A 25,395-nucleotide genomic window follows, 5' to 3' on the forward strand; every position below is an offset into this window, starting at 1 on the left:
GCACCGATCACCGCACCCACCGCGGCAGACCTCGCCGACCTCGTCGGGCGAACCCACACCAAGAACGCCAAGTAATTAATCGGCGGCTCCCAGGGTCGAAACGGGTTTCGGTGAGCGGCTCCTGGGTCATCTGCTGGACCGGGCTCACGAGATGCCGTCCCAGCTCATCGCTCCGACGGTGGCCGAAGAAGTGCACGCGATCGGTGGCCGGGACGTCTCGATCCTCCTCCAGGACTACGGCCAAGTCATGCTGACGCCCCGCCGGCGATGAACACCCCGCAGGTCGCAGCCGCCGGAATCCTGGACCCCGCCTACAACGTCGCCGGTGACACCCTGGACTACACCTGCGATGGGCCGACGCCGGCCTCCTCGCCACGCCAGAACGGCGGGCGCCCCCTCGGCAGTGACCGGCCGCAGCCCTACCCGGCAACACAGTGCGCACACTCTGCGCCCATGCGTACATGCGTTGTTCGGACGTTTCCGGCGACTTGCCCCGGCCTCCGAGCCGGCCTTCACGAAGACGCAGGTCGACCAACGGCAACCCTCCGACCGCCCCTGCTCACCCCGGATGCCGGGGCTGTGGCCGGAGTACGGTGGAAGAGCGCACCGTCCACGGCCTGCGAGCTACTGCGGTGCCCCGGCGGCAGCACGAGGCCGTCCACGAACGAGCCCAGGGCAGGTGTTTCGACATGACCGCGACCTCCGATCCCGCCGCCGCCCAGCCACCGGGACCGGAGCCGGCGGTCCGCCTCTCACTGACGCCCGAGGGCGCCACGCGCGGCCGGCTGGACGGGGCCTGGTGGCCGCGCTCGCACGACCTCCTGCGCGAACTGCCCCCGCTGGCGACGGCACTGGACCCCACGTGGGGGAAGGTCACCCGTGTCACCGTGAATCCGATGCACTGGCCGGCCATCCCCCGGCGCGTCCCGGTCGCAGGCCATGTCATCCACGTCGGGTGGTTCGAACAGGAGCAGGACGCGGACGAGGTGATCGTGTGCTCCTTCACCCCTCTACGCCTGGAGCTCCTGGTGATTCCCCCGGAGGCCGAGGCCTCCGCCGCCGAGTGGCTGATGACAGCGGCGTCCGACCCGGCCAACACACGTACCGGCACCGACCTCCTGACAGCCGCGGGCGCGCCGACCGCAGACCCGCGGGCAGACGGATGACAACGGTCGGCAGCGGACGACACCAGGCCGTTCGCCGCCGACCTCGGCCCTGACTTCCCGCTGCCGGCGCCCGCCCCCGGCGGCGCCCCGGATCCGGCGGGCAGGTACACGGACACCGCCCGGACATGTGCCGCCGCGCGGGCCCCATGAAGCCTCACATCTCGGCGGCCTCGCAGTCGATGACGGGATCCGTCCCGCACGGACGGACAGGGACATCCGGTGCAGGCAACGGTGTTGCGACGAGCTGTGCCCCGTCCGCCTGGCCGCAGGTGGGAGAGCCAGTCGCGGGACCACTCGGTTTCGGCCTGGTTTTCGTCCCCCTCCCCGCGCGTCGCCACCGCCCTGCGGTGTCGCGACGCGGACAGGACCGCAGCGTCGATTCGGGAACTCCGTGGCGGCCCCGGCCGGCGCCGTTCTGGGCGGCGAGTTCGATGACGCTCTCGCGGGAGTATCCCGCCTGTGATGGGCCGTGAACGTCGATGGCGTCCTCCTGACAACCGCGGGTGTGCCGACCGGAGCCCCGCGGCAGGCGGATGACAACGGCCGGCAGCGGACGACACCAAGTGGTTCACCGCCGGCCCCGACCCTGACTTCCCGCCGTCGGCTCCCGCACCCGGCGGCACCCCTGATCCGGCGGATAGGTGCGCGGACATCACCCCGGAATACGCCGCCGCGTGCCCGGATGAAGCCCGGCTCCTCGGCGCCGAGCAACCGATGACCGGAGCCGTCTCAGGACGGGAGCCTCCTCACCGCACACGCCCGCCGCGTTCGCGGCGCTCATGCTCCAGCGACGGCCGCCGGATGGGAGCGGAGGTCAGCTGTCGCTGCGGTAGTGGTCCATCGAGACCTTCACCGGGCCGTTGCCGGTCACGGAGATGACCCGCACGATCGCGATGGCGTGAGTGCTTCTCGATCGCACGCAGAAGGCTCGGCCGGCCGGCAGGTCACTGAAGTCGAGGGCCGTCGCCGGCTGCCGGTCGATGGCCGTCGAGCAATCGGCCGGGGTTGGCCGCCCGCTGGGGGTGATGGCGGCGTCGCTTCCCGTCGGGATCAGGAACTCGTTGGCGTTGTGCCCTACGGACCACTCGGTGGACTGCGCGGGGATCAACTTGCCGGTCTCGATGTCGAAGTCGTAGGAGTCGTCGGGTGCGGTCAGGATTGCATCGGTGTACGCCGCGGTGTACGTGGCCGGGCTCGCCGGGTCGGTCGGCCTCGGGCCGTCAGCCGCCGGTGCCGGCGTGTCCGGGCCGGTGTCACCGGCCGTCGGGCTGTCGCCGGCCAATCCCGTGGCTGCGAGGATCCGGTCGAGCTCGTGGGACAGGAGCACGCCGCCGACCGTGCCACCGAGAGCCACCACCAACGCCGACAGCAGCAGTACCGTCTTCCAGGTCGCGCCCTTGCGGCAGGGCTTGCCCACCGCGGGTATCGCGGGAGCGGCGACGGTCGGCAGTGGGGGCGGAAGCAGAGCGGTCGGCACCTCAGGCAGGGGCTGCGCAGCGCCGTAGGAGCCGGGCGGGGCCTGGGCGGCGACGACGTCGGGGGAGAACGCGGCGGCCAAGTCCTGCGGCAGGTCGGAGCGGCGGGTGATGTCGGTGCTGACCTGAGTGGGCAGCCAGTCGTCGGCGAAGCGCAGCCCGCCGCCCGCAGCGGGGTGGTTGCGGGCGGCCTCGATGATCTCTGCGGGGGTCGGCCGGTCCTCGGGCTGCTTGGCCAGGCAGCGCAGCAGCAGCGCGTGCAGGTCGCCCGGGACACGGCCGAGATCCGGCTGCTCGTTCACCACCCGGTACAGCACCGTGGTCTCCGGTCCCTCGCCGAACGGCTGGGTGCCGCCGGCGGTGTACGCCGCCAGAGAACCCAGCGCGAAGACGTCCGTCGCGGGCGTGACCGGCCTGCCCAGGGCCTGCTCGGGCGCCATGAAGGCGGGCGAACCGATCCGGAAACCGGTGCCGGTCAGCGCGACGGCGTCGGCCGCGCGGGCGATGCCGAAGTCGATCACGCGCGGACCGTCGGCCGCGAGCAGCACGTTGGCGGGCTTGAGATCCCGGTGCACGACTCCGGCGCCGTGGATCGCCTGCAGCGCCTCCGCGATCCCGCCCATCAGCAGCAGGACCGTGCGCACCGGTAGCGCGCCGTGTTCCCGGACCACCTGTTGCAGCGACGGGCCCGGAACGTACGCGGTGGCCAGCCACGGCACGTCGTCGTCCGCGCCGGAGTCGATCACCTGGGCGGTGTACAGCCCATGGATCCGCCGGGCGTTGGTGACCTCCTGTGCGAAGCGCCCCCGGAACTCCGTGTCCTGCGCGAACTCCGGCCGGACCGTCTTGAGGGCCACGGGCCGGCCACCGGGGGTGTAGGACAGGTAGACCCGCCCCATGCCGCCTGCCCCGAGCCGGGCGTGCAACCGGTAGCCGCCTACTTCGGCCGGATCGTCGGGCTGCAGGGGCTGGTAAAGCGTTGACGCGGGCAAGGAGTCCAGGGACATGTCGATGGGCATGTGGAAGGTCTCCAGTGGTGCGAGCCGTGAGCGGGGGCGAGGGTGGCGCGACGGGAGTGCCGGCCGTTCAGCAGGCCGTGCCGCTCGGGACCGGCTTGAGGTCGATGAGGTAGGCGTCCACGGCGTCGTTGACGCAGGCGTTGCTGCGGCCGTAGGCGGTGTGGCCGGTCCCCTTGAAGGTGAGCAGCATACCGCCGGGCAGTTGGGCGGCGAGGCCCTGCGACCACTGGTAGGGCGTGGCCGGGTCGCCGGTGGTGCCGACGACCAGGGCCGGGGGCAGGCCCTTGGCGTTCACGCGGTGCGGCTGCTGGTGTCCGGCGGGCCAGTCCTTGCAGGTGAGTTCGGCGAGCACGGCGGAGGTGCCGAAGACTCCGGCCTCCTGGTTGGCGCGCTCCAGCAGGTCCCAGTAGGACTGCGGGTCCCTCGGGTGTGGCTGGTCGAGGCAGTTGACAGCGGTGATGGCGACGGAGGAGTTGTCGGGGGCCTGCTCCGGGGCGGTGTTCGGGTCGGATCCGGTGTCGGAGCTGTCACCCTGGGCGGACCGGACGTGCGTGGCGGATTTGCCGGATATACCGGGGCTGGCGATCTCGGCGAGTTTCGTCCCGTCGCCGCCCCGCGCGGCGCGCAGCGCCTCGGACAGGTCCTGCCACTGGGACTCGGGTGAGTACATCGACTTGGTGAGGGCGGCGAGCAGCATGTTCTGGTCGAGCCGCTCGGTGGTGCCCTTGATACGCAGCGGGTGCTTGGCCGTCCGCCGGTGCAGGTCGGTGATCACCTTGTGGATTCCGTCCGGGGTGGTGGCGGGGCAGGCGTCGTGGACCACGGTGGCGCACTGCCGAGCGTAGTCGTCCACCGACTTCCGGAAGGCTTTGCTCTGCTGGAGGGCGACCTCGGACCAGTCGAGCGAGGGGTCGACGGCGCCGTCGAGGACGAGCGCGCGGACCCGGTGCGGGAACAGTTCGCCGTAGACGGTGCCGAGGTAGGTGCCGTAGGACCAGCCGAGGTAGCTGAGCTTCTCGTCGCCGAGAGCCGCGCGCAGCACGTCCATGTCGCGGGCCGCGTCCAGCGTCCCGACGTGCGGCAGGATGGCTCCGCTGCGGGCCTTGCAGGAGGCAACCTGCTTCTCGGCGTCCGCGAGCGCGGCGCTGCGTTCGGCGGCGGTCTTCGGATACGCACTCGTCGAGGCGGAGTCGGATTCGGGCTGGTCCTGGTCGGCGGAGTCGGAGGAGCCGCAGTCGATGGCCGGCTTGCTGCCGGCCACGCCCCGCGGGTCGAAGCTGACGATGTCGAAGCGGGCGCGCGCCCGTTCGCTGAAGGAGGAGAGGCCGCCGGACTTCAGTTGCTCGACCCCGGATTCGCCCGGTCCGCCGGGGTTGAAGACCAGGGAGCCCATGCGCTGGGCAGGATCCGCCGTGGCGGACCTGGCCAGCGGTAGGGTGAAGGTCTGGCCGGTCTCCGGGTGCGCGTAGTCCACCGGGACGGTCAACGTGGCGCACTGCAGCTCGCCGCACGTGGTCCAGGTCGGCTTCTGCCGGTAGAAGGTCTGCAAAGCGCTCTGCTGCGCGGAATCGGTCGGCGCCGTGTCGGCGCCCTCCGCAGCCGTGTCCCCGGACGCCGGGATGCATCCGGCAAGTGCCGTGACGCCGAGTGCGGCCAAGGCCAGGATCAGGCCGGCACGCTTGCTCGTCGGGTGCTTCATGGGGGTACTCCAGAGGGACTTGGCAGGGTTGTTGCGCACGGCGCCCGCAGTGGTCAGCGGCACCGGCACCACCTCGGCGGCCCGAGGCGGCTGGGCCGAGGGCTCCATCCGCCGGGCCGCTGGCGGTCCCCGGGCGCGTGGGGGATCGCGCCCGGGGGTGTCTCACGGCGCCGCGTGCCGGTCCGCCCACGTATCTCCCGGGCGAACGGCCGCGCTGCTCGGCTCCTGCCGGTTCGCTCCGCTGTGACCTCACAGATGATTGCCGGGCGAAGCTGAGGATTTGATGAGGGCGGCCCGGGCCGCACATCGGGCTATCCTGACCGCCGTGCGAGTACTGGTGGCCGAAGACGACGATGACCTGCGGTTTGCCGTGTCCGCAGCACTGCGCAGCGAGGGGCTGGCCGTCGACGAGGTGGCCGATCTGCCGGCCGCCGACGAGGCGTTGTTCGTCACCGAATACGACTGCGCGGTGTTCGACCGGATGCTGCCCTCCGGGGACGCCGTCGAGTACGTGCGCGAGCTGCGCCGAGCCGGGCGGACCGTCCCGGTGCTGTTCCTCACCGCCCGGGACACGGTCGCCGACCGGGTCGAGGGGTTCGCCGTCGGCGGCGACGACTACCTGGTCAAACCGTTCGCGGTGCCCGAGCTGGCGGCCCGGGTGCACAGCCTGTGCCGACGGGCGGCCACCGTCCGGCCCCCGGTGCAGCACATCGCCGACCTGGAGATCGACACCGCCCGCCGCCAGGTGCACCGGGACGGCGTGCTGTTGATGCTGACCCGCAAGGAGTTCGCCGTACTGGAGTTGCTCGCGGCCCGGGCGGACCAGGCCGTACCCCGCGCCGACCTGATCGAGAAATGCTGGGACGAGATGACCGAGCCGAACTCCAACGTCGTCGAGGTGCTGGTCTCCCAGCTGCGCCGCAAGCTCGGCGACCCGCCGCTGATCCACACGGTCCGCGGGGTGGGCTACCGACTGGCGCCGCCCGGCAGCGGCGACGGCGGCCGAGGATGACGGCAGCGGCCCGGATCCGGCGGCTGCGCCGGCGACTCACCGCACTGTTCTCTCTCACCAGCGCGATCGGACTGATCGGCCTGGCGGCGTTCGCCATCCACACCGACGACAACTCCTGGAGCGACCGGCTCGACGACGCGCTCACCCTGCAGACCCGCCAGGCGATCCTGCTCCTGAGCTTCGACGACGACGGCCGGCTCGAAGCGCAGTCCCTGCAGGACGGGATGGAGACCGACTGCCCGCCGGTGACCGTGGTGACCGGTACGGCCGACCAGCCCACCGTTGCCTACACCCCGCGCAAGCCCTGCGTCCGAGCCCACACCGAGGACCTGGAAGCGGTGGCCGCGGAAGCAGTGCGAGAGGGATCGGCCGTCGTGGTCGACGCACGCAGCGACAACGGCCACCGGATCCGGCTACTCGCCGAGCCCTACGCGGGAGCCAACGGCCAGTCGACGGCCGGCGCGGTGGTCGCAGCCGACGACACCACCGGCGACCGGGCCGCGCACCGCAAACTGGCTCTGCTCCTGGTGGCCGGCTGTGCGGTCCTGGTCGCCCTGTCCGCCGTGGCCGGGCACCTGCTCTCCGGGCGGGCGATCCGGCCGGCGCTGACAGCGCTGCAACAACAGGAGGAGTTCCTCGCCGACGCCGCCCACGACCTGCGCACACCCACCGCATCGCTACGCGGCCTCGCGGAGACCGCGCTGCGCGACGACGAGCACCGCACCGCCGCGCTCGAACGGACCGTGCGCCTGGCGTCCCGGATGGGCGACCTGATCGACGGCCTGCTCACCCGGGCCCGGCTGATGGCCGGTGTCGGCACCCTGGCCAGCCAGCCGCTACGCCTGGACCAGCTCGTCGAGGTGGTCGTCGACGACATCGAAACCGGCGAGCACCACGTGAGCGTCCACACCGAACCGGTCGTCGTGGTCGCCGATCCCGACCTGCTCCGGCGGGCGGTGGCCAACCTGCTCGGCAACGCGCTCCTCCACGGCCATGCCCCGGGCCTGCCCGCAGAAGTCGACGTCACCGTGGCCGCCGACGGAACGGTGACCATCGACGACGCCGGCCCCGGCATCCCCCCGGCTCTCGCCGACTCCCTCTTCCAGCGCTTCCACAGCGGCTCCGGCTCCACCGGCCTCGGGCTGTCCATCGCCTCCTGGGTCGCCCACGCCCACAGCGGCACCCTCGACGTCGGCACCAACCCGCGCGGCGGCGCCCGCTTCACCCTCCGCCTCCCACCCCGGACGAAGTAGGCCAACCCCCGGCGATGCGCACGCCCACGATCGGTGCGCCGCCCCATCGACATGAGTGTGCGGTGCCGCTCGAGAAGCCGGGCCGCAGCGGCAGCCTGCCGCACGGGGCGGCCAATGGACGAACGCGACTGGAACCGCTGCCCTGTTGGACAGTTGTCACGACTGGAGCCCTGTCCGTCCGGGCATACCGTCGATACCGCCGCTGGCGGGTCCGGCTGAGACTCCCCCACGAGCACAACCGGACCCCTGGCCGGCGGCCGGGCCTGGACGCGACTCCCCCCACGGAGCAGCAACCGGGCCCTCATACTGTCCAACCAGCGACACGCAGCGTACATGCCATCTCCACGGAGCGCTACCGCGCACCCGGAGCCCGAGCTGGAGCACCGCTGGGAGGCTGATGCCGCCGATCGCGATCTCGCTGCTCGTGCAGGGACCTGCGCGCCCACGCGACGCCCGGCCAGGCCGTGCTCGCCCTCGCGGACGCCCTGGGCGACCGTGACACCAACGCCTATGCGACGGCCCTCCAGAGGTACTGACCGGCGGAAGCCAGCCCTCCGGCGAGAACGGCCGGCTCGCGGCACGTATGCGTCCTGGATCCCGTAAGCCGCGGCGGCGTGGAGACCTGCGTCCTCGTGGACGGCATGCCGGTGATCGCCGAAGCCTTCGACCGCGGCGTGGCACACAGCCCGGAACAGTTGCTCGGCACAGGCCAGCTCCAGGCGACCGAGGAGCCGAGGGAAGTACAACTCGCCGAAGCCTGGTGCACCGAGGGCTGCTGCGGCGCGCTGCACGTCACCATCATCCGGGACGGCGACACCGTGCTCTGGCACGACTGGCGCCGACCACCGGCCCCGAAGTCCGAACCACCTCTGCATGAACTGCCCGACCTCCGCTTCGACGCCGCCCAGTACGACGACTCCGTGGTTGAGGCCTAGCCTCGTAGCGGGCTGCTGACAAACCTCAACGGCATGCTTTCGTCGCTCCTGATGTCCACCCCCCGGAGTGCCAGCAGGTGGTGAACGAGCCTGCTCAGGTCGTCTCGACACACCTGCTGATGGACTTCCTCGCGGGAAGGCCTCTGGTTGATCTTGTGAACCGAACAGCTGCCAGCATGTCTGTTCCTGGAACCCAGCCGTGGCCGGCGGGATCCTTGCCGCGCGAGCAAGTGAGGCTGGGCGTGTGACAACCCGTGACATGGTTTCAGGTAGCAACAGCAGAAGCCCTACCTCACCGAGGTGAAGTTCGAGGTGGGATTTTCGGATCTCACCTTCGCCGTTTCAGCGCACGTGCCACGCGCGGGAGTTCTTCGTGGAGCAGTCGGCCGGTCAGTGCGCCGCCGTACACGACGGCGCCGACGCCGACGAGCCAGGACTGGATGACCAGGACGGTGCCGATCGGTCCGTAGGCGAGGGTGTTGGTGGCGATCAGCGGCGAGAAGACGAGCCGGGAGAAGAGTCTCAGGCCGAGCAGCCCGACGGTCGTGGCCACGGCGCCGGGCAGCAGGGCGCTCCATCGGACCCGTCCGCCGAGCAGCAACCGCTGTGACCACCAGAGGAACAGGGTGGCGCTCAGCACTGCGGCGAGGCCGCCGGCCGGGGTCTGCCGCCACAGGGTTGTGGTGGCGGACAGGAGGAGGAGCCCGATGAGGGCGGCGAGCCACACGAGGTGCCGCCACCTGGCCCACCAGCGGGCCGGTGGTAGGCCCCAGACCTTCTCGTAGGTGGTCTGCACCGCCGCCCCGAAAGAGAGGCCGAAGACGGCGAGGGCGGCGAGGCTGAACGCCGTCGTGGTCCGCAGTGTCTGGCCGGGCAGGGCGATCAGCTGCTCGACCTTCTTCCTGGAGGGCGCCGACACGCCGAGTCCTTCGCCCAGCCATTGTGCGAAGCCCTGTCCGTGCGCCGGATCGGCCGCTGAAATGACGATCAGCAGCGGCACGAGCGTAAGGAACCCGAGCGCCGCGAAGCCGAGCGACCGCTGCCACAGTTCGAGAGTGCTGCCCTGCCTCCATCCGCGTCCGGCCGGCGAACGGCGGACTATCCGGCGCAGCCGCCCGAACAGGGACGGACGGCCTTCGGCATCGGGAGACTGCATCGGCATGGATGCTGACTACCACGGTCGATGTCGTCGCCGAGCAAATGGCGCGGCCAGAGTGGAGTCGGGGCAGCGACGTGCCCCGCGCGCCACGGCGGGCCTGCGGGGCGCGGTGATCAGTGCTTGAAGGCGTCCTTGATCTTCGCTCCGGCCTGCTTGGTGGTGCCCTTGACCTGGTCACCGCGGCCTTCGGCCTGCAGGCGTCGGTTCCCGGTGACGCGGCCGACGGTCTTCTTGGCGCCGCCTTTGACCGCTTCGGCCTGGTGCGCGATCTTCTTGGCGATACTCATCGGGGCTGCCCTTCGAGGGTGGCGGGCACTTCGGGGCGGTGGCCCGTCAGTGGTCTGCGCATGTGGTGGCGGCGATCTACCGATAGGCGGCTCGGTGCCCGAACGGGTGCGTCCAGCTCCGATGACCGTCGCCGGGGCTGGGATGCGGGTCGTCTGGAGGTGAGTCGTTCCGTTGTGCGGCGGTCTCCGCGCGGGCGGTGTCGCGTTGGCCGATCAGGTCGTCGCGTTCCCTGCCGGCGGCGGTCTCCGCGCGGGCGGTGTCGCGTTGGCCGATCAGGTCGTCGCGCTCCCTGTCGGCGGCGGTCTCACGGCGGGACTCCTTGAGCCCGTGGCGTGCGGCGCGGCCCCGGCGAGAGGTGCGGCGCGCACCGGCCAGGAGCAGACTCAGTCCGAACATGGCCAGGGCCCCGACGATGATGCCCTACAGGAACAGCGTGCCGGTGGAGCCGGTGACGTGGTAGCCGAATACCTCGTACCCGCCTGTGAGCGCGTGTCCGCTGCCAGTGTTGGTGAGAATGCCCGCCACGCCGACGACTACCGCGGCGACCAGGATGATGAGCCCGATGATGATGATCATGGCGCGCTCCGGAAATTTTTGCTGCAGACCCACAGTTGAACCGCGCCGCCCGGGATACCAGCGCGAACAGGGACGGCAGGATCGACCGGGGTAGGGCCCATGCGCGCGGACACCCTGGGTTGTCCACCCACACGTACCCGCCGTTCCGGCTCGGCGCCTCCCCGCCGGGCGGCCGACGGTGAGACCATGAAAAGCGGCTAACATGCCGCCGACCATCGCGCCTCGGAACGAGGAATGATCATGGTCAAGGTCCTTTTGGTGCTGTTGTGCCTGGTCCTGCCGTTCCTGGCAGTGCTGATCAAGGACGGCCCGAGTATCAAGGTGCTCTGGGCCTTCCTCCTTCAGTTGTGCGGCCACGTGCCCGGAGTGATCTACGGGATCTACCAGGTGGTCAAGGACTGAGGCCCCGTCCCCCAGCACAGGCACTCGACACGCCGGGTTGGCACCCATGTCACGACACGAGAACGAACACCGGACAGCTGACGAGAGCAGGCCCGCCACCGGTGGCGCCGGTCCGACTGAGAGTCCGACCGACCTGCCCAAGAGGTCATGGTGGGGCGTCCTGAAACGCACCACCAAGCAGTTCAAGGCCGACAGCCTCAGCGACGCGGCAGCCGCGCTCACCTACTACGGCCTGCTGGCGATCTTCCCCGCTCTGCTCGCCCTGGTGTCGATCCTGGGGCTGGTCGGCAGCTCCGCCACCAAGCCGCTGCTCGACCACATTCGCAACCTCGGCCCCGGATCCGCCCGCCAGATCCTCACCACCGTCGTGCAGCAACTCCAGAACGCCCAGGGCAAGGCAGGCATCGCACTGGCCATCGGAATCATCCTCGCCCTGTGGTCCGCCTCCGGCTACACCGCGGCCTTCATGCGCGCCGCCAACCACGTCTACGGCATCGACGAAGGCCGCCCACTCTGGAAGACCCTGCCCACACGACTCGCCCTGACCATCGTCCTCGTCGTGCTCCTCGCCCTCACCGCTACCGGTGTCGTCTTCACCGGCACCCTGGCCACCAAGACAGGGAAGATCCTCGGAGTCAGCGAAAACGCCGTACAGGTCTGGGGCATCGCCAAATGGCCGATCCTCGTCATCATCGTCACTGCGATGGTCACCCTGCTCTACTGGGCCGCCCCCAACGCCAAACGACCCAAGCTGCGCTGGATCCTCCCCGGGAGCCTGGTCGCCGTAGCCCTCTGGATCATCGCATCCGGCGCGTTCGCCCTCTACGTCGCCAACTTCGGCAGCCTCAACAGCACCTACGGCAGCATCGGAGCCGTGATCCTCTTCCTCCTTTGGCTCTGGTTCTCCAACCTCGCGATCCTGCTGGGCCTCGAGTTCAACTTCGAGCTGGAACGCGGACGAGCCCTCGCAGCCGGCCACCCACCCGAGGAGGAGCCGCACCCCGAACCCCGCGACACTCGCAAACCACCGCCTGACACCCCACAAGATCACGACAGACCCCGTCACTGACTCCCGCTCCTCCTCGCCGCCGGAAGAGGGCGGGGCAGGAGAGCGAGGAAGGGCTGGATCGGGTCCGAGGCCGCCACGATCGGGGTGGTGAAGGAGGTCGGGTGATGGCGTCCGAGGTGCGACGGGCAACTGCGGCATCCGCATTCTCGTCCAACGAGACGGAGGAAGGCCGGGACGCGGTGGCGGCGGCAGCCGGGGCTGCATCCACGCGGCATGCCCGCACATGTGGGTGACAGCGGTTGCGGTCTTTCGCCGCACCGCGGCCGGGCAGGTGGTGGTTCAGCGCGTCGGGTGTCGGCCTGAGCGCCGGGACCAGCGGATGCCGGCGTAGGCCATGTCGGCGACGAAGAGAATGATCGCGATGACGAGGAGGAAAACCCATCCGTGGGCGACGGCGCCGATGATGCCCAGCACGATCGCGACGATAACCAGAGCCAGGATCAGGACCATGACGAGCCTCCTCGGCCGCATATGGGCGCTCAGCGGCGGGCGAGCTGCCGCTCGCCGCCGGCACCCTTCTGGTAGGCCAGGCCGTAGTGCTGGAAGACGGCGTCCTCGTCCTCGGCAGGCAGGATGTCATCCATGCCGATGGCAGGGCAGTCCCTCACGAGCGCCTTGTCGTAGGCAACCTTGAGATAGCCCGGTCCGACGCTCGCGTCGTTCAAGGGGACGAAGACCAGCCGGTGCCGGGTGGGCATGCCGATCTGGACGGTCGCCATGGCCGGCTCATCCGTGCTGGTGTCCACGTAGATCGCCTCCAGCGTCCCGATCTTGCTCCCGTCGGCATCGACGACGTCATGGGTACGCCACTCGCGGATGTCCCCTATCTGGATCATCATGGCTCCCTTCGCGCGGCCCGGTCCCCGGGCGCGGGCCTACCCGGACCGGCAGGCTCACCTGGCCCGTGTCGTGTGGCCTTGCAAGTTTCAGCGTGCCTCGGTCTGAGCGCCGAGGCCAACGAAAGCACCCCTTCCGTTCGAGGCCGCTCAGTGCCGCGTAGCGGGAAGGCGGAGGCCGGCAGCGGACGGGACAACCCCGCCGTCGGCGTGTGGCGGCGTCGCCCCCTGGGCGAGCTGACATTGCGCTGCCGCTACGCGGCGGTGGTGAGGTCGGCGCGGCCGAACAGGAGCGCGTAGCCGCGGGGCAGGTGGGCGAGGAGGCGGTCGGTGAGCCGTTCGCCTGCGAGGTCCGCCAGGGCTGCCAGGACGGAGGAGGCGTCCCACCGGGCTGCGGTGAGGCTGGTGTTCAGGGTGCGGGCGACGGCTTCGACGAAGGGAACTGCGACGGGTTCGGGCAGCGGGATCTGGAAGGCGAAGGTGGCGCGGGCCTGGCCTGGCAGTGCTGCGGCGAGGTCGCAGCGTTCGTCGCCGGTGAGCTGGGAGCCGAGCACGGCGAGGACCGCGTCCAGGACGCGTTCGGCTTCTTCGTCGCTGGGGTAGCGGCCGAGGGTGCGGACTTGCTGGATCAGGCGGCGGTGCCGGGTCATGGCGATGGCCTTCCGGGCGGGCCGCCGCGGGCAGCGCGGCGGCGCGAAGCGGTCGGGTCAGGGGCGTTGGCCGGGGGCGGGGCGGCCGAACAGGAGGTCGCAGCCGGGCGGCAGTTGGAGCAGTACCTGATTCATGAGGTCGTCGCCGGCGGCATCGGCTGCGGTACTGAGGACGGCTCCGATGTCCCACAGGGCGGTGACCTCGGTGGCGCCTTCTATCCAGGCCGCGGTGGCGCGCACGAACCGTTCGGGGCTGAGCGATTCGGCGGCCTGCAGGGGGTTGAGCAAGATCAGAGCGAGGGTCTCGGGCGGGCGCGCGGCCAGTTCGGCGCGTACGTCGCCGACCAGGTGGGCGCCGAGCAGGGCCAGGACGACGCGGGCCGCCCGCTCGGCCTCCTGGGGTGTGTCGTATTCGCCGCGTTCCTGGACCTGGTCCGGGAACGCCTCCCATCGAAGAGTCACCGTGTGTCTCCCTCCGTCCCGTGGGTGGGCGCGAACGCCGTCGGTGGCCCGGTCAGGGCTCGACGGTCAGGCGCCGGTCGAGGCCGGTGAGTTTCAGCAGCCTGGCCACGGACCGACCGGCCCCGCGAAGGACCAGGCACCCGCCGCTGCGGTCGGCCTGGTTGCCGGCCCCGACGAGGACGCCCAGGCCCGCGCAGTCCATGAACGTCACCTCCGACAGGTCGAGCACGACCTCGCGGTGCGAGTGCCGCGCGTCGGCCAGGGCTCGGCGCGGTGAGGCGGCGGCGAGATCGATGTCGCCGCTCGCCCTCGCCACGGCGCGGGTGGGGCCCTGGTCGCGCATGGCGTCTGTCGCTGTCTGTTCGGTCTTCACGACGCCTGGCGTGGTCGGGGGTGCGAGGTGGTCGCCGAGAGGGAGATCCGAAACCCCCGTGCTCGACACCCTGGCCGCCATGACGGTCGACTCGCTCGAGCGATGCGACCTGCCTCCGAACATGCTCATCCTCACGCGCATCGCCGCGCTCGCCGCCATGCACGCACCGCGGGTGTCCTACCTCGCCCACATCGACCCCGCCCTCAGAGCCAACCTCACCGCAAGTCAGCTGCAGGACGTCCTGGTCGCGATCGCTCCCATCGTGAGCACCGCCCGCGTGATGTCCGCTGCCGGCAACATCGTCGCGGCTCTCGGCATCGCCATCGCCGTGGCCGAAGAGGAAGCCCGGGGCATCGCGTAGGCGCCCTGCCACGTCACCATCGACCGCGCCGGTCACCGGTCACCAACCACCCGGCGCGGTCGGCGCATAACCTGCGCCGACGATCACAAGGCCCGGCCGTACCGACAGGCGAACGGCCAACGACTTCCAGAAGCGGGCCCGCCAGCTGCGCAACGCCGTCGAGCCGATCGCGGCCGCCGTGTACTTCGCCCCCGAGGCCGCCGCGGCCTGCCAGGCACTGGGGTTCGACGGCAGCCCGGTGAGCCAGGACGGCGCCGCCCGGCCGGGGCCTGAAGGCCTACTGCACCAGCCGCGGCACCTGCATGAGCCAGGTCACCGGCGGGGTGAGGACCGCCGCGTTCAGCCGCTGCGGCACCCTGGGCCGACCGACCCATCCACTCCGGCCTGTGCCCCATCGGCTACCCCGACCACCCGCTCGGCGAGCTCTGGCGGGCCGTCGGCGCCAGCGTCGATGATCGCCTCAGACCAAGGGGCGGGGTGCGCTCCAGGAATCCGTCGAGGTCGTCGCGGAGGGCGTCCAGGACGGGCCGCGAGGCACCGGGACCATCAACACACATGGAGAGCAGCCTCGTTGAGCATGCCTCCCGCCCTGCCGGCGCCGCCGACGCCATGGAGGGGAGGGCGGCCGACGCGGGCGCGCGGAGCGCCTGCCCTGAGGCGCCACGCCCGCCTGCGCCATCCGGGGGCCCGCTGGACAGCGCACGCGGCATTCCTGTCGAACCCCGAAATGGAATGCGCCCGAAGGACCCGCTCCCGCAATTCCGGCGCATACTGCAGGGAATGACGAAATCTGCAGCAGTCCGCCGCGTCCTGCCCACCAGCCCCTTCAAGGCCCGGATCGAAGCACCGCGCAAGCACTTCGCCGTCGGCGACCGCGTCACTCACGACCAGTACGGCCTCGGCCGGGCCATCGGCGTGGAAGGCGACAGCGACATCGCGGTACTCGTCGACTTCGGATCGCGGCGGGAACGCATCACCCAGCCCTACGCCGCCATGTTCAAACTCTGACCCAGGACTCACACGTTCTCGGCCGAGCGCGCCGCACCGCGCATGGCGCGGAGACACCGCCGCGCGCCCCTGGATCATCGCGCCGGTCCGCCGTCCAGGAGCGCGCACCCAACCAGGTCGAACAGGCACCCCCGATCCCGTCCCGGGCCGCACCGGCGACAAACTTGAACAGTACGTGACACCTCGTCACCGATGGCCGACTGCGGGGTGGGCAGGGCGATAAACTCCGCGCGTGGCCCGGGGCCAGTACGGCCACCGCCTCGTCGGCGCGGCCGAGCTCGCCCAGGGCGGTGCCGAGCAGCAGTGCGGCCCGCGGGTCGAAGCCCTGCCGCAGTGCCGCTTCGGCCAACTGCCTTATCCGGTCAAGGTCGTGGGCGTAGTACGCCAGAGCGGCCGAGCGCAGCAGCAGCTCGGCGCCGCGCTCCTCTTGTCCGCCCCCGCGCAGGCCGGGGTGATCGTCCCGCAGGTCCACCAGGCCGGCATCGTCATGGACGACGCAGCCGGCTTCCGCTCGGTGGCGCCCCCGTTCTGCCCGCCGCGCGAAGCCGGACGCCCGGCGTCGCCCGGCCTATATCCACACGCATACTCGGGCGCCTCATCGTGGACCTCCTCACCGCGTCGACGAACAGACCATCATCGGGGCGGGCATCGGGGCGGCCGCGCTGACCGTGCCCAGCCTGGCCGGCTCACTGCGAGCTGTCCTCGACGACTCTCTCGGCGGAGTGTCCGGGTCAGCTCCGGTCGGGGAGGCGGGGCGTGGGGCCGCCGTTGACGTTCGGGTCTGCGACCGGTGCGCCGGTCGTCGAAGCCGTCGAAGTCGCTATGGGCGCCGCGGAGTGCTGGAGGGACCGTAGGATGGCCAGCCCCTGGCTGGCGATGCCGGCCGCGATCTGGTTCACCCCGTCGGTGCCGTTCAGGACGGTCAGATCGGCGCCCGCCATGCCCCGGGCCGCCGCGTCGGCGAGTGCGGGGAGGGCCTCCACGATCCGGTTGGCCGCGATCAGCTCCTGGTTGCCGTCCCGCAGTGACGCCGCGCGGGCGGCGTTGGCGTCCGCCTGGGCCTGGGCCAGGGTCCGTTCGGTGTAGGCGCCGGCGTCGGCCTCGAACTTCACCCGGTCGCGGTCCGCCTCGGCCAGCGTCCGCTTCCGGTAGGCCTCGGCGTCGGCGGGGCGCCGCACCTCCGCCTCCAGCCGCTGCGCCGTGAGCGCCGCATTGCGCTGCGCGAGGGCGGTCTGTTCCTCGGTGACCTCCTGGGTGGCCCGTGCCTCGGCGAGCGGCCCGGCCTGGGCGGCGCGCGCCCTGGACTGCTCGGTCTCCGCGAGGAAGCCGGCCCGCTTGATCGCGGTGTCCCGCTCGTACTCGGCCTTGAGCGCGGCGGCCTGCTGCTCCCGTTCGCTCGCCTCCTGGTCGGCCTTGGCCTGGGCGATCCGGGCCTGACTGGCCACCGCCGCCGCGTGCGGCGCGGCGAGGTTGTTGATGTAGCCGGTGGCGTCCTCGATCTCCTGGATCTGCAGGGCGTCCACCACGATGCCGAGCTTCTCCATCTCGCCGTGACTGCCCGCCATGACTTCCTGGGCGACCCGGCTGCGTTCCCTGATGATCTGCTCCACGGTCAGCCCACCGATGATGGAGCGCAGGTGGCCCGCGAATATCCGTCCGACCAGTTCCTGCATCTGGTTCTGCTCGGACAGGAAGCGCCGGGCCGCGTTGGCGATCGACACGGCGTCGTCGCCGACCTTGAAGACACAGACCGCGCGGACGGTGAGCCGGATGCCCTGCTGGGTGACGCAGTCCTCGGCGATCTCCGCCTCCTGCAGGGCCAGGGACAGCATGCGGGCCTTCTGCTTGACGGGAACGACGAAGCTCCCGTGGCCCGTGACGATCCGGAACTGGGTGTCCTGCGACTGCCGCTTGGAACCGGAGATGAGCATGGCCTCGTTGGGCGCGGGCACGTGCCAGAACAACATGACGAACCACCTGACCTGCAACAGCTCGACGAGGGCCGCGGGGCCGCCGGACTCAGGGCGGCAACGGCTCGACGAGCACCGACCGGGCGGAGATCGTGTCGATCACGACCACCCGGGTGTTCACCGCGACCGGCCCGGCGGACCAAGCCGCGAACACCTCCGACCCGCCGCGCAAGCCGACCAGCACCTCGCCCGGCCCGTCCGTCGGGATCGGCACCGTAACCCTCCCGACGGCTCCGACCGGGCTTTGCTGGGAGTCATCGGCCACGTACATGACACCTCGTGCCGTGAGACACGACGGCGCAGTGGGCGGCCGGAACACGAACGGCCACGGGCGGCACCCCTCCTGGAGGCACCGGGCCCCCGGTCGAGTCCTTCGGCGGAATGCCTGCGAGCAGCGCGCGCGGCGCGACCGCCCCGACCCCACCCACGGTACTCCGGCCGCAGCAGGGAGGCGTTTCTCGGGTACCCGCTCGGATCTCCGGCCCGGGAGTCCCGGCCCGGAGCCGACCGGGCCCGGCTCGAAGGCTGGGCCACCAACCGCCCGGATCGGCGGCTTTCCGGGCCACCCGGATGACGTCGACACTGTCGTCAAGGCGGCGGGCGAGCGCTACACAGCGCTGCTCCCGTCGTTCGATGCGTAACCTGCGACCGCGCCAGGCCCTGCTGCTGACGCCGGCGGCCCCGGCGCGCCGCTGGCGTGTGCCTGCGGCCAGTCGAGGAGCTGTGAGCGGGGCAGATCACCCGGGCGGTGCGTCTGCTCGGCCCGCTGGACGAGAAAGAGATGTACGACCGTGTGGTCGTGATGACCGGCCTCGACGAGGAACAGATGATACGGGCGGTCGCCTGGCAGGACGGCCACGGCCATTCGTCCGGCGCCGGCCCGGGGTGAGCGGCCCCAGGGCGTGAGCGGTTGCGCGGTCGTGGTGGTCGACCGGTGGCAGTCGGGCCGGGGCTGGCGCCCGCAGGACCGGGCACATTTAGCTGACGTGCGACGCCGTCCGCGCCGACCAGTGTGCAGCTGCGTGGGCCTCCGCTGCTCCGGTCAGACGCCGGAGACGTTGGCGATCTGCCCGACCGCGGCGGTAATGGCCATGGCCACCCCTCCGCCGAGAACGACCCGCACGGTCGGCCGCAGGACGCCGGTGCCGGCAGCGCGGGCCGCCAGGACGCCCGCGCCAGCGAGGCGGGCAGCAGCGTCATGGGGTGAAACGTATCGGGCCGCCCCGACAGCGCAGGCCGGGCCTGGAGAGAATCCGGGTGCACGGGAGTGGGGTGCGCTGGCAGCATGCAGCCCCTGTCGGGAGCTGAACCGCCCGACCTGAGTGTCGTCGCCGTGCATGCGGTGGACGGTCAGGGCGACGGTCGCCCGGAGCCAATTCGTCTCCGAGGCGGCGATTGCGTACGGGCTGTCCGCTGGTGACCAGCCATCCGGCAGGTGATGCTCATGATGGATTCCTGGGCCGCCGCAGCCACCTGCCGCAGGCATTTTCTCGACGGCCGCGGAAATGAGATTTCGTTCTGTGTGGGCTGTGCCGTAAAGTCGGTGTCACCGACGCGGGGTGGAGCAGCTCGGTAGCTCGCTGGGCTCATAACCCAGAGGTCGCAGGTTCAAATCCTGTCCCCGCTACTATGCAACAAGGCCGGGCCCGTCGCACTGTGTGCGTCGGGCCCGGCCTTCGTGTTGGTTTGGTCAGCAGTCGATGGCGGTGTCGACCTCGATTCGTCAGCGGTGAGCGGGTCGTGATCATCCTGGCGTTTTGCCCGTAATGGCCCCGTTAATGGAACGCCGGGCACTCACCTGCCGACGCGAACCCCTCGACCGGACGCTGATCTAGAACCAACGCCGTGTAGATAGCGGCTGCGAGCGTCCGTTACGGGTCTGGTGTGGTCAGGATGTCGATGCTGATGGTGGCCTTGTAGCTGGTCCGGTCGACGGTGCCTTTGGCGTTGTACTTGGAGATCGCGCGTTTGACGACGCGGGGTCGGGTGCGGATGCGCCGGTCGGGCATGAGGTCGGCCAGGACTCGTCGGCCGATGGTGCCGACGAGGTCGATGACGGTGTCCGCGATGACGCCCGCGGCCTGGATGACCAGGTCGCGGGCGGTGTTCAGGGCGATGGTGAAGCTGGCCCGGTCGGGGTCGACGCCGGGACGGGTGCCGGTGGAGTCGGCCATGGCCAGGCGCAGGACCTGGTAGGTGACCAGCAGCGCGTAGACCTCCTGGGCGATCCCGGCGGGGGTGCGGGCACGCAGGACGCGGCCGCCCAGGATGGTGGACTTGATCTCCAGGTAGGTGGTCTCGATCTCCCACCGCTGGTGGTACAGCGTGATCAGTTCCGCGGCGGGATGGGTCCGGTGGTCGGTCAGGGTGGTCAGGATCCGGTAGAGGCCGGTGTGGCGGCCGGTGGCCGTGGCGATGGTGATCTCGCAGTCGATGACGCGAACCGCGACGGTGCCGAGTCTGGACAGGTAGGAGCCGTCGCGGTTGCGGTGAAGGACGGGCAGGTGGCGGCCGTTCTTCACCCGGACCAGGACGTGGGCGCCGGTGGTGGCGATGGTGCTCACCAGGCTCTGGGCGGCGAAGTTGCGGTCCAGCAGCACGATCATGCCCTCGCGCAGGCTGCGGAGCAGGCGGGGCGCGTAGGTGGTTTCCCCGTCTGCGGTCGGTCCGAACACCGCGTCCAGGACGGTGCGGGTGCCGCAGGACACCAGGACCAGTAGTCTCAGTGCGGGATATCCCGAACCGCCGTTGTTGCAGCGGTGTTTGGTGTACTCGGTCAGGTTCGCCGGGCTGTCGGGCACCGCCATCGTCGTGCCGTCGATCGCGCAGACCAGCAGCCCCCGCCACCACGCTCCTGTGGTGCGGATTCCGGCGGCCGGGCCGCGCAGCAGGTCGAACAGCCAGCGCAGCGGCTCGGCCCCCACGCGCCTGCGGGCCTGCGCCAAGGCGCCGCCGGTCGGGTCGGCGACCGGCAGACCGTCCAGGCCGGCCGTCAGCCGTTGCCACACCTGCCGCCAGCCGAGCCCGGGGAACAGGCACCCGGCCAGCAGCAGATGCACCACCACCCGCGACGGCAGATCCCGGATCCGGGCCTGCGTCCTGCCGGTCTGTGTCAACGCCTCGTCGACCATCTCGAACGGCACGATCCGGGTCAACTCGCCGAGATGGCCCGGCGCGAACGCCCCTGCGGCAACCACAACCTCGCGAGCGGACAGACTGAGCACCCACGGAGCTCCTGGCCGAACAGTGATCTTGGTCGACACGGTTCTAGCAGGGAGCTCCGTCCCATTTCAGCCCACTTGACGAAGCCGCCGAGGCGCTATCTACACGGCGTTGGATCTAGAACCAGCGCCATCTCCTGCACGTACTGCGGGAGTTCGAGGACCACTACAACACCCACCGCCCACATCACGCACTCCACCAGGACACGCCGCTGACACCACGGCCCGTCCCGATCGCCGATACCGGGCGGATCGCCCGGCTGGACGTCCGCGGACGCGACCGTCTCGGCGGCACCCTCCACGAGTACCGACATGCCGCATGACCTGCACGGACAGACTTGTCGGCACCCACAGGGGCGGCGCGCGCCGGAAGACCCCCGGCAGGGGCCGTACCATGCGCCGTCCGCCGTGCCGAGCGGCGCCGCCGTTCCGAGAGGTCGGCGATCAGTCCGCCGTGGCGATCAGCGGCTGGAGCAGGATGTCGGGTTGGGCGCGCTGGAAGGCGTTCAGGTGCCACTTGTCGGCGAACAAGGCCAGCAGCACGTCATCCGAGCGGCGGGTGAGCACCTCGCCGTTGGTCAGACGGGCTTTGGCCAGGGCTGCGGCGCCGTCGGCGTCGGTGATCCGGGCCAAGCGGTAGGAGAGCTGGTCGAGGGCGATCGGGGAAGAGAACTCGTGCTCCATCCGGTGCAGGATCACGTCGAACTGCATCGGGCCGACCGCAGCCATGACCGGCGCCTGGTCGCCACGCCGGTCGGAGACCAGCACCTGGATCACGCCTTCCTCATCGAGTTGGGCGACCCCCTTGCGGAACTGCTTGGAACGGCTGATGTCCTTGGGCCGTGCCACCGCGAAGTACTCGGGGGCGAAGGCGGGCAGCGGGGGAAACTCGGTCTTCTTGCCGGTGAAGAGGGTGTCGCCGACCCGCAGCGCGCTCGCGTTGATCAGGCCGACCACATCGCCGGGGTACGCGGTGTCGACCACGGTGCGCTCGGCCCCGAAGACGGTGTGTGCGTACTTGGTTGCGAAGGAGCGGCCGCTGGCCGCGCGGGTGACGTGCATGCCGCGCTCGAAGACACCGGAGCAGACTCGGACGAAGGCGATCCGGTCGCGATGGGCCGGGTCCATGTTCGCCTGGATCTTGAACACCAGACCGGAGAACTCCTCGCCGACCTCGCGGCTGCCGCCCTTGGCCAGCGGGCGGGGCCCGGGAGCCGGCGCGAGGTCGACCACGGCGTCCAGCAGGGGCTTCACACCGATGTTGGTCAGCGCGGCGCCGAAGAAGACCGGGCTGATCTTGCCGGCCTCGAAGGCCTCCTGGTCGTAACCGGGGCCGGAGGAGAGCACCAGCTCCAGTTCCTCCAGCGCGGTCGTCCAGGCTTCGCCCTCCTGCTCGGCAGCCTCCTCGGAGGTGAGCTGCTCCTCGAGGGCGGCGTGCGTGCCGGCCGGCACCTTGGTGTAGCGCAGCATCTGCTCGGTGTTCCCCGCTTCGACCAGGCCGCGCAGGTTGCCGGCGTTGCCCACCGGCCAGACGACCGGGACGGGGGTGATCCCGAGGTGCGTCTCGATGTCCTCGAGCAGGGTGAGTGCATCCCGGCCGCGCCGGTCCCACTTGTTGATGAAGGTGATCACGGGGACGCCGCGATGGCGGCAGACCGCGAAAAGCTTGCGGGTCTGCTCCTCCAGGCCCTTGGCCGCGTCGACCAGCATGATCGCGCAGTCGACGGCGGCCAGCACCCGGTAGGTATCCTCGGAGAAGTCGGCGTGGCCGGGGGTGTCGACCAGGTTCATCACGTGGTCGCGATAGCCGAACTGCAATGCGGCCGAGGTCACCGAGATACCGCGCTCGCGTTCCAACTCCATCCAGTCGCTGGTCACGCCGCGTCGGTCACCCTTGGCGTGCACCGCACCGGCAGAAGTGATCGCCCGCGCGTGCAGCGCCAGCGCCTCGGTGAGCGTGGACTTGCCCGCGTCCGGATGGCTGATCACGGCGAAGGTCCGTCGGCGGCCGGCCTCATGAAGGACCTGCGGGACGGGGACGGACTGTTCGGTGCTCACGGGTTTCCTCGGGTACGCATCGGCAGCAGGCCGGGTGACGCCTCTCCGTACCTGGTGAGCCGGGGATCAGGTCCGCAGGCCCAAGAAGCGATAATAGGCTGCCGGACGGCGTGACCCCGAAATTCCCGTTTGCCGGCTGCCGCCCCGGCTCCAGCCGGGATAGCAGCCGAACTGCCAGGAGTCGAAGCCGAGGCCGAGCCGGTCCAGGGTCCTCAGCCACAGGTTGCGCCGACCCGCTCGGAGTGGATCGTCAACTCGCCTTCATCGAAGCCCTGTTTGGCGACGGTGCCCGGGATGAAGCGCCGGGCGACCTCCTCGCTCTCGCAACCGGCCACCTGCGGGGCTCGGAGAGTCGTCGCCGCAGGTCAAGCCCACGTATCGGTATGCGCAGGCTGGCATCGCCCGGATTGGTCGGCCTCGCCCACGACAGGTGAGCAATCTGGGCGAAGCCGGCTCCGCAGGGCGCGATGATCCGGCTGCTCTCGAGCCCGTGGTCAGCGGTCATATCGGGACGCTACGTCCTGCGACACCGAGCAGCGCCAGCGAGTCCACGACCCCTTGTCGCCACGACAAGGGATTGCCGCAGGTCAGGGCACCATTCCGCCCGCTTGTGGGTACGGAGTGAGCGCAGGGGTTCACCGCCTGCTGACGCCCGCCAGGAGACCATGAGCATGGCTGTTCACACGACCCGCTGGAAGTGATCACCATGCGCTCCGCAGCCCACGCCGGGCACGTCTACCGTCGGTGCGGCTGCCGCGACCAGGGTGGCAAGCAGCTCGGAGCCCACTGCCCCAAGCTCGCCACCGACCCCGATCACCGCACCTGGACCTTCTCCCTCGACCTCCCCTCCCCCGACCACCGGCGCAACAACATCCGCCGCAGCGGCTACCCCACCGCCGAAGCCGCCCGCGCAGGACTGCGCCGGATGGTCGAGGGCCAGGCCGCCGGCTTCAACGCCGACCCCAACCAGACCCTCGCCGACTACCTCACGACCTGGCTCAAGGACAAGCAACTCACCCTCAAGCCCACCACCTACATCCGCTACCGCGACTACGTCACCAACGACCTCGTCCCCGCCCTCGGCACGATCAGGCTCGACGACCTCGGCCACTCCCACATCGCCGCCTTCACCCAAACGCAACTCACCGCCGGACGCGGCAAGGTCACCGTCCACCGCTGCCTGGCCACGCTCTCCAGCGCTCTCGGCGACGCCGTCCGCCACCGCCGGCTCCCCTACAACCCGGCCCGCCCCACCGTGATCCCGAGGCCCGCGGCGGCCGAACGGCAGATCTGGACTGTCCAGGACGCCATCCGGTTCCTGGACTCCTGCCGCGCCGCCGACCCGGCCCTCGCCGACCTCATCGAGGTCCTCATCGGCACCGGCATCCGCAAAGGCGAAGCCCTCGCCCTGCACTGGAACGACGTCCACCTGCCCGAGCGCGTCCTCTACATTCGCTACACGCTCTCCGCCATCGACAACAACCGCCTGATCCTCACCTCACCGAAGACCCGCTCCAGCAAGGACTGGGTCGCCATCGCGCTGCGTCACCGCGCCGAGGACAAGGACCCGTCGCTCTCCCACGCGGGCCACGGCGGCTTCGTGTTCCACCACCCCGACGGACGCCCCCTCCACCCCGCCTACGTCCTCAACCACTTCCACGACCTCTGCCGGCAATTCGACGTCCCCCGCACCGCCATCCACGACCTGCGCCACCTCGCCGCCACCATCTCCATCACCGCCGGCGTCCCGCTCACCGTCGTCTCCAAGACCCTGCGGCACGCCACCCTGTCCACCACCGCGAACATCTACGGCCACCTCACCACCCAAGCCGCCCGCGACGCCGTCGACCGTGCGCTCACCTCAGCCGGCCCCATCGAGCTCCCAGGCCCGCGCACACCCGGGGATCACACCATCAGAGTCCGCAATCAAGGGGTCGTCACCAGAACCCCGCTACGGAAAGCAAGTTGAGACACACCGCGCCCCTGACGTGGTCAGCTCGGGCGAAATCCCGCCCTCACAATGCACTCACAAGACCCGGAAAACACGTCAAGGCCGCTCCCACCTCACGGTGAAAACGGCCTACGACCTGCGTAAACGCCGGTCGGGACGACAGGATTTGAACCTGCGACCCCTTGACCCCCAGTCGCGCGACCATTCACCTTTCTGCCCGTCAGGCGCTGAACGGAGCGCGGCGTCCGTGCGATGGAAAGCAGTCCGCGTACGGCGGTTCGCCGCGTGTGGTCCCTCGCCTGTCCCCAGCGTAGCGGGCGCTGACCTGCCAGGCGACCTACCGGAGGGACCTCTTTTAGAAGCCATCCGCAAACCCCACACGGGGCTTGGGACCAGCACGAGTGTTCGCGGGTTCCCGATTCGGGTGATCTCGACGTTGTCGCTGCATGAAG

Annotated in this window: 26 protein-coding genes, 1 tRNA gene and 1 pseudogene; 12 read left to right on the forward strand and 16 right to left on the reverse strand. The window is 70.6% G+C overall.

Annotation, left to right across the window (positions count from 1 at the left end; translation table 11 throughout):
- Positions 1-121: 121 nt before the first annotated feature.
- Positions 122-259 (forward strand): annotated as a pseudogene (locus ACZ52R_RS41520) (serine/threonine-protein phosphatase); the annotation flags it as partial.
- Between the two features lie 430 nt (positions 260-689).
- Positions 690-1,166, forward strand: coding sequence for a DUF5994 family protein (locus ACZ52R_RS41525; protein WP_465665511.1), 477 nt, complete (start codon positions 690-692; stop codon positions 1,164-1,166).
- An 814-nt stretch (positions 1,167-1,980) separates the two neighbouring features.
- Here ACZ52R_RS41525 and ACZ52R_RS41530 read toward each other — a convergent pair.
- On the reverse strand, positions 1,981-3,660 hold the full coding sequence (locus tag ACZ52R_RS41530) for a serine/threonine-protein kinase (RefSeq protein WP_465755389.1): 1,680 nt from the start codon (positions 3,658-3,660) through the stop codon (positions 1,981-1,983).
- Between the two features lie 67 nt (positions 3,661-3,727).
- Positions 3,728-5,359, reverse strand: coding sequence for an alpha/beta hydrolase (locus ACZ52R_RS41535; RefSeq protein ID WP_465755390.1), 1,632 nt, complete (start codon positions 5,357-5,359; stop codon positions 3,728-3,730).
- A 325-nt stretch (positions 5,360-5,684) separates the two neighbouring features.
- On the opposite strand from ACZ52R_RS41535, the gene ACZ52R_RS41540 reads away from it, so the two are divergent.
- From ACZ52R_RS41540 to ACZ52R_RS41550, 3 genes are all read left to right on the forward strand, one after another.
- Positions 5,685-6,371 (forward strand): response regulator transcription factor, encoded by a 687-nt coding sequence (locus ACZ52R_RS41540; RefSeq protein ID WP_396254328.1) that lies wholly within the window; start codon positions 5,685-5,687, stop codon positions 6,369-6,371.
- On the forward strand, positions 6,368-7,624 hold the full coding sequence (locus ACZ52R_RS41545; protein WP_465623726.1) for a sensor histidine kinase: 1,257 nt from the start codon (positions 6,368-6,370) through the stop codon (positions 7,622-7,624). The genes ACZ52R_RS41540 and ACZ52R_RS41545 overlap by 4 nt, the downstream gene beginning before the upstream one ends.
- A 614-nt stretch (positions 7,625-8,238) precedes the next feature.
- Complete coding sequence (locus ACZ52R_RS41550) at positions 8,239-8,559, forward strand: hypothetical protein (RefSeq protein WP_465755391.1); 321 nt, start codon at positions 8,239-8,241, stop codon at positions 8,557-8,559.
- Positions 8,560-8,887: 328 nt separating this feature from the next.
- Here ACZ52R_RS41550 and ACZ52R_RS41555 read toward each other — a convergent pair whose 3' ends face one another.
- The 4 genes from ACZ52R_RS41555 to ACZ52R_RS41570 form a co-directional block, all read right to left on the reverse strand.
- The gene (locus tag ACZ52R_RS41555) at positions 8,888-9,721 is read right to left on the reverse strand and encodes a YhjD/YihY/BrkB family envelope integrity protein (protein WP_097235667.1); all 834 of its coding nucleotides are present in this window, start codon (positions 9,719-9,721) and stop codon (positions 8,888-8,890) included.
- 110 nt (positions 9,722-9,831) lie between these two features.
- Positions 9,832-10,005 carry a CsbD family protein gene (locus ACZ52R_RS41560; RefSeq protein ID WP_465755392.1) on the reverse strand — a complete coding sequence of 58 codons (174 nt, stop codon included), beginning with the start codon at positions 10,003-10,005 and terminating at the stop codon, positions 9,832-9,834.
- Positions 10,006-10,081: 76 nt separating this feature from the next.
- Entirely contained in the window at positions 10,082-10,402 is a 321-nt protein-coding gene (locus ACZ52R_RS41565) for a hypothetical protein (protein ID WP_465755393.1), read from the reverse strand.
- Between the two features lie 24 nt (positions 10,403-10,426).
- Positions 10,427-10,582 carry a hypothetical protein gene (locus tag ACZ52R_RS41570; RefSeq protein WP_465623728.1) on the reverse strand — a complete coding sequence of 52 codons (156 nt, stop codon included), beginning with the start codon at positions 10,580-10,582 and terminating at the stop codon, positions 10,427-10,429.
- A 240-nt stretch (positions 10,583-10,822) separates the two neighbouring features.
- Between ACZ52R_RS41570 and ACZ52R_RS41575 the strand changes: the two genes are divergently transcribed.
- Positions 10,823-10,984 (forward strand): YqaE/Pmp3 family membrane protein, encoded by a 162-nt coding sequence (locus ACZ52R_RS41575; RefSeq protein ID WP_179852711.1) that lies wholly within the window; start codon positions 10,823-10,825, stop codon positions 10,982-10,984.
- A gap of 46 nt (positions 10,985-11,030) precedes the next feature.
- Positions 11,031-12,053 (forward strand): YihY/virulence factor BrkB family protein, encoded by a 1,023-nt coding sequence (locus tag ACZ52R_RS41580; RefSeq protein ID WP_465755394.1) that lies wholly within the window; start codon positions 11,031-11,033, stop codon positions 12,051-12,053.
- A gap of 279 nt (positions 12,054-12,332) precedes the next feature.
- Here ACZ52R_RS41580 and ACZ52R_RS41585 read toward each other — a convergent pair whose 3' ends face one another.
- The 5 genes from ACZ52R_RS41585 to ACZ52R_RS41605 all read right to left on the reverse strand — a co-directional run bounded on the left by ACZ52R_RS41585 (position 12,333) and on the right by ACZ52R_RS41605 (position 14,374).
- Positions 12,333-12,503: a hypothetical protein gene (locus ACZ52R_RS41585; RefSeq protein WP_179852712.1), complete on the reverse strand. Its 171-nt coding sequence runs from the start codon at positions 12,501-12,503 to the stop codon at positions 12,333-12,335.
- Between the two features lie 29 nt (positions 12,504-12,532).
- Positions 12,533-12,889, reverse strand: a complete 357-nt coding sequence (locus ACZ52R_RS41590) for a PRC-barrel domain-containing protein (RefSeq protein WP_465623826.1) — start codon at positions 12,887-12,889, stop codon at positions 12,533-12,535.
- A gap of 254 nt (positions 12,890-13,143) precedes the next feature.
- Positions 13,144-13,539, reverse strand: coding sequence for a DUF2267 domain-containing protein (locus tag ACZ52R_RS41595; protein WP_465623733.1), 396 nt, complete (start codon positions 13,537-13,539; stop codon positions 13,144-13,146).
- 57 nt (positions 13,540-13,596) lie between these two features.
- Positions 13,597-14,001: a DUF2267 domain-containing protein gene (locus ACZ52R_RS41600; RefSeq protein ID WP_465623735.1), complete on the reverse strand. Its 405-nt coding sequence runs from the start codon at positions 13,999-14,001 to the stop codon at positions 13,597-13,599.
- A gap of 52 nt (positions 14,002-14,053) precedes the next feature.
- Entirely contained in the window at positions 14,054-14,374 is a 321-nt protein-coding gene (locus tag ACZ52R_RS41605) for an STAS domain-containing protein (protein WP_465755395.1), read from the reverse strand.
- Positions 14,375-14,453: 79 nt separating this feature from the next.
- Between ACZ52R_RS41605 and ACZ52R_RS41610 the strand changes: the two genes are divergently transcribed.
- Positions 14,454-14,735 carry a carboxymuconolactone decarboxylase gene (locus ACZ52R_RS41610; RefSeq protein WP_465623827.1) on the forward strand — a complete coding sequence of 94 codons (282 nt, stop codon included), beginning with the start codon at positions 14,454-14,456 and terminating at the stop codon, positions 14,733-14,735.
- A gap of 780 nt (positions 14,736-15,515) precedes the next feature.
- Complete coding sequence (locus ACZ52R_RS41615) at positions 15,516-15,743, forward strand: hypothetical protein (protein WP_209415310.1); 228 nt, start codon at positions 15,516-15,518, stop codon at positions 15,741-15,743.
- Between the two features lie 731 nt (positions 15,744-16,474).
- Here ACZ52R_RS41615 and ACZ52R_RS41620 read toward each other — a convergent pair.
- Together ACZ52R_RS41620 and ACZ52R_RS41625 are read right to left on the reverse strand one after the other, a co-directional pair.
- Positions 16,475-17,710, reverse strand: a complete 1,236-nt coding sequence (locus ACZ52R_RS41620) for an SPFH domain-containing protein (RefSeq protein ID WP_465665488.1) — start codon at positions 17,708-17,710, stop codon at positions 16,475-16,477.
- A 52-nt stretch (positions 17,711-17,762) separates the two neighbouring features.
- Entirely contained in the window at positions 17,763-17,927 is a 165-nt protein-coding gene (locus ACZ52R_RS41625) for a hypothetical protein (protein ID WP_396315295.1), read from the reverse strand.
- Positions 17,928-18,461: 534 nt separating this feature from the next.
- Here ACZ52R_RS41625 and ACZ52R_RS41630 point away from each other — a divergent pair.
- Both ACZ52R_RS41630 and ACZ52R_RS41635 read left to right on the forward strand, forming a co-directional pair.
- Positions 18,462-18,602 carry a hypothetical protein gene (locus ACZ52R_RS41630; RefSeq protein WP_465665486.1) on the forward strand — a complete coding sequence of 47 codons (141 nt, stop codon included), beginning with the start codon at positions 18,462-18,464 and terminating at the stop codon, positions 18,600-18,602.
- Positions 18,603-19,266: 664 nt separating this feature from the next.
- A tRNA-Met gene (locus tag ACZ52R_RS41635) sits at positions 19,267-19,340 on the forward strand.
- Positions 19,341-19,584: 244 nt separating this feature from the next.
- Here ACZ52R_RS41635 and ACZ52R_RS41640 read toward each other — a convergent pair.
- The 3 genes from ACZ52R_RS41640 to ACZ52R_RS41650 form a co-directional block, all read right to left on the reverse strand.
- Complete coding sequence (locus tag ACZ52R_RS41640) at positions 19,585-20,937, reverse strand: IS4 family transposase (protein WP_465755396.1); 1,353 nt, start codon at positions 20,935-20,937, stop codon at positions 19,585-19,587.
- A gap of 95 nt (positions 20,938-21,032) precedes the next feature.
- Complete coding sequence (locus ACZ52R_RS41645) at positions 21,033-21,248, reverse strand: hypothetical protein (RefSeq protein WP_465665482.1); 216 nt, start codon at positions 21,246-21,248, stop codon at positions 21,033-21,035.
- A 130-nt stretch (positions 21,249-21,378) separates the two neighbouring features.
- Positions 21,379-22,992, reverse strand: coding sequence for a peptide chain release factor 3 (locus ACZ52R_RS41650; RefSeq protein WP_465623743.1), 1,614 nt, complete (start codon positions 22,990-22,992; stop codon positions 21,379-21,381).
- A 706-nt stretch (positions 22,993-23,698) separates the two neighbouring features.
- Between ACZ52R_RS41650 and ACZ52R_RS41655 the strand changes: the two genes are divergently transcribed.
- Positions 23,699-24,961 carry a tyrosine-type recombinase/integrase gene (locus ACZ52R_RS41655; protein WP_465755397.1) on the forward strand — a complete coding sequence of 421 codons (1,263 nt, stop codon included), beginning with the start codon at positions 23,699-23,701 and terminating at the stop codon, positions 24,959-24,961.
- Positions 24,962-25,395: the final 434 nt, after the last annotated feature.

It is taken from the genome of Kitasatospora sp. NPDC034023 (assembly GCF_055575795.1).

Bases quoted from the DNA above. Each gene is read 5' to 3' on its own strand.
- ACZ52R_RS41585 (WP_179852712.1), bottom strand. From the start codon at position 12,503: ATGGTCCTGATCCTGGCTCTGGTTATCGTCGCGATCGTGCTGGGCATC.
- ACZ52R_RS41570 (WP_465623728.1), bottom strand. From the start codon at position 10,582: ATGATCATCATCATCGGGCTCATCATCCTGGTCGCCGCGGTAGTCGTC.
- ACZ52R_RS41645 (WP_465665482.1), bottom strand. From the start codon at position 21,248: ATGTCGGTACTCGTGGAGGGTGCCGCCGAGACGGTCGCGTCCGCGGAC.
- ACZ52R_RS41560 (WP_465755392.1), bottom strand. From the start codon at position 10,005: ATGAGTATCGCCAAGAAGATCGCGCACCAGGCCGAAGCGGTCAAAGGC.
- ACZ52R_RS41580 (WP_465755394.1), top strand. From the start codon at position 11,031: ATGTCACGACACGAGAACGAACACCGGACAGCTGACGAGAGCAGGCCC.
- ACZ52R_RS41575 (WP_179852711.1), top strand. From the start codon at position 10,823: ATGGTCAAGGTCCTTTTGGTGCTGTTGTGCCTGGTCCTGCCGTTCCTG.
- ACZ52R_RS41655 (WP_465755397.1), top strand. From the start codon at position 23,699: ATGCGCTCCGCAGCCCACGCCGGGCACGTCTACCGTCGGTGCGGCTGC.
- ACZ52R_RS41545 (WP_465623726.1), top strand. From the start codon at position 6,368: ATGACGGCAGCGGCCCGGATCCGGCGGCTGCGCCGGCGACTCACCGCA.
- ACZ52R_RS41620 (WP_465665488.1), bottom strand. From the start codon at position 17,710: ATGTTGTTCTGGCACGTGCCCGCGCCCAACGAGGCCATGCTCATCTCC.
- ACZ52R_RS41555 (WP_097235667.1), bottom strand. From the start codon at position 9,721: ATGCCGATGCAGTCTCCCGATGCCGAAGGCCGTCCGTCCCTGTTCGGG.
- ACZ52R_RS41525 (WP_465665511.1), top strand. From the start codon at position 690: ATGACCGCGACCTCCGATCCCGCCGCCGCCCAGCCACCGGGACCGGAG.
- ACZ52R_RS41590 (WP_465623826.1), bottom strand. From the start codon at position 12,889: ATGATCCAGATAGGGGACATCCGCGAGTGGCGTACCCATGACGTCGTC.
- ACZ52R_RS41535 (WP_465755390.1), bottom strand. From the start codon at position 5,359: ATGAAGCACCCGACGAGCAAGCGTGCCGGCCTGATCCTGGCCTTGGCC.
- ACZ52R_RS41530 (WP_465755389.1), bottom strand. From the start codon at position 3,660: ATGCCCATCGACATGTCCCTGGACTCCTTGCCCGCGTCAACGCTTTAC.
- ACZ52R_RS41610 (WP_465623827.1), top strand. From the start codon at position 14,454: ATGACGGTCGACTCGCTCGAGCGATGCGACCTGCCTCCGAACATGCTC.
- ACZ52R_RS41615 (WP_209415310.1), top strand. From the start codon at position 15,516: ATGACGAAATCTGCAGCAGTCCGCCGCGTCCTGCCCACCAGCCCCTTC.
- ACZ52R_RS41595 (WP_465623733.1), bottom strand. From the start codon at position 13,539: ATGACCCGGCACCGCCGCCTGATCCAGCAAGTCCGCACCCTCGGCCGC.
- ACZ52R_RS41565 (WP_465755393.1), bottom strand. From the start codon at position 10,402: ATGTTCGGACTGAGTCTGCTCCTGGCCGGTGCGCGCCGCACCTCTCGC.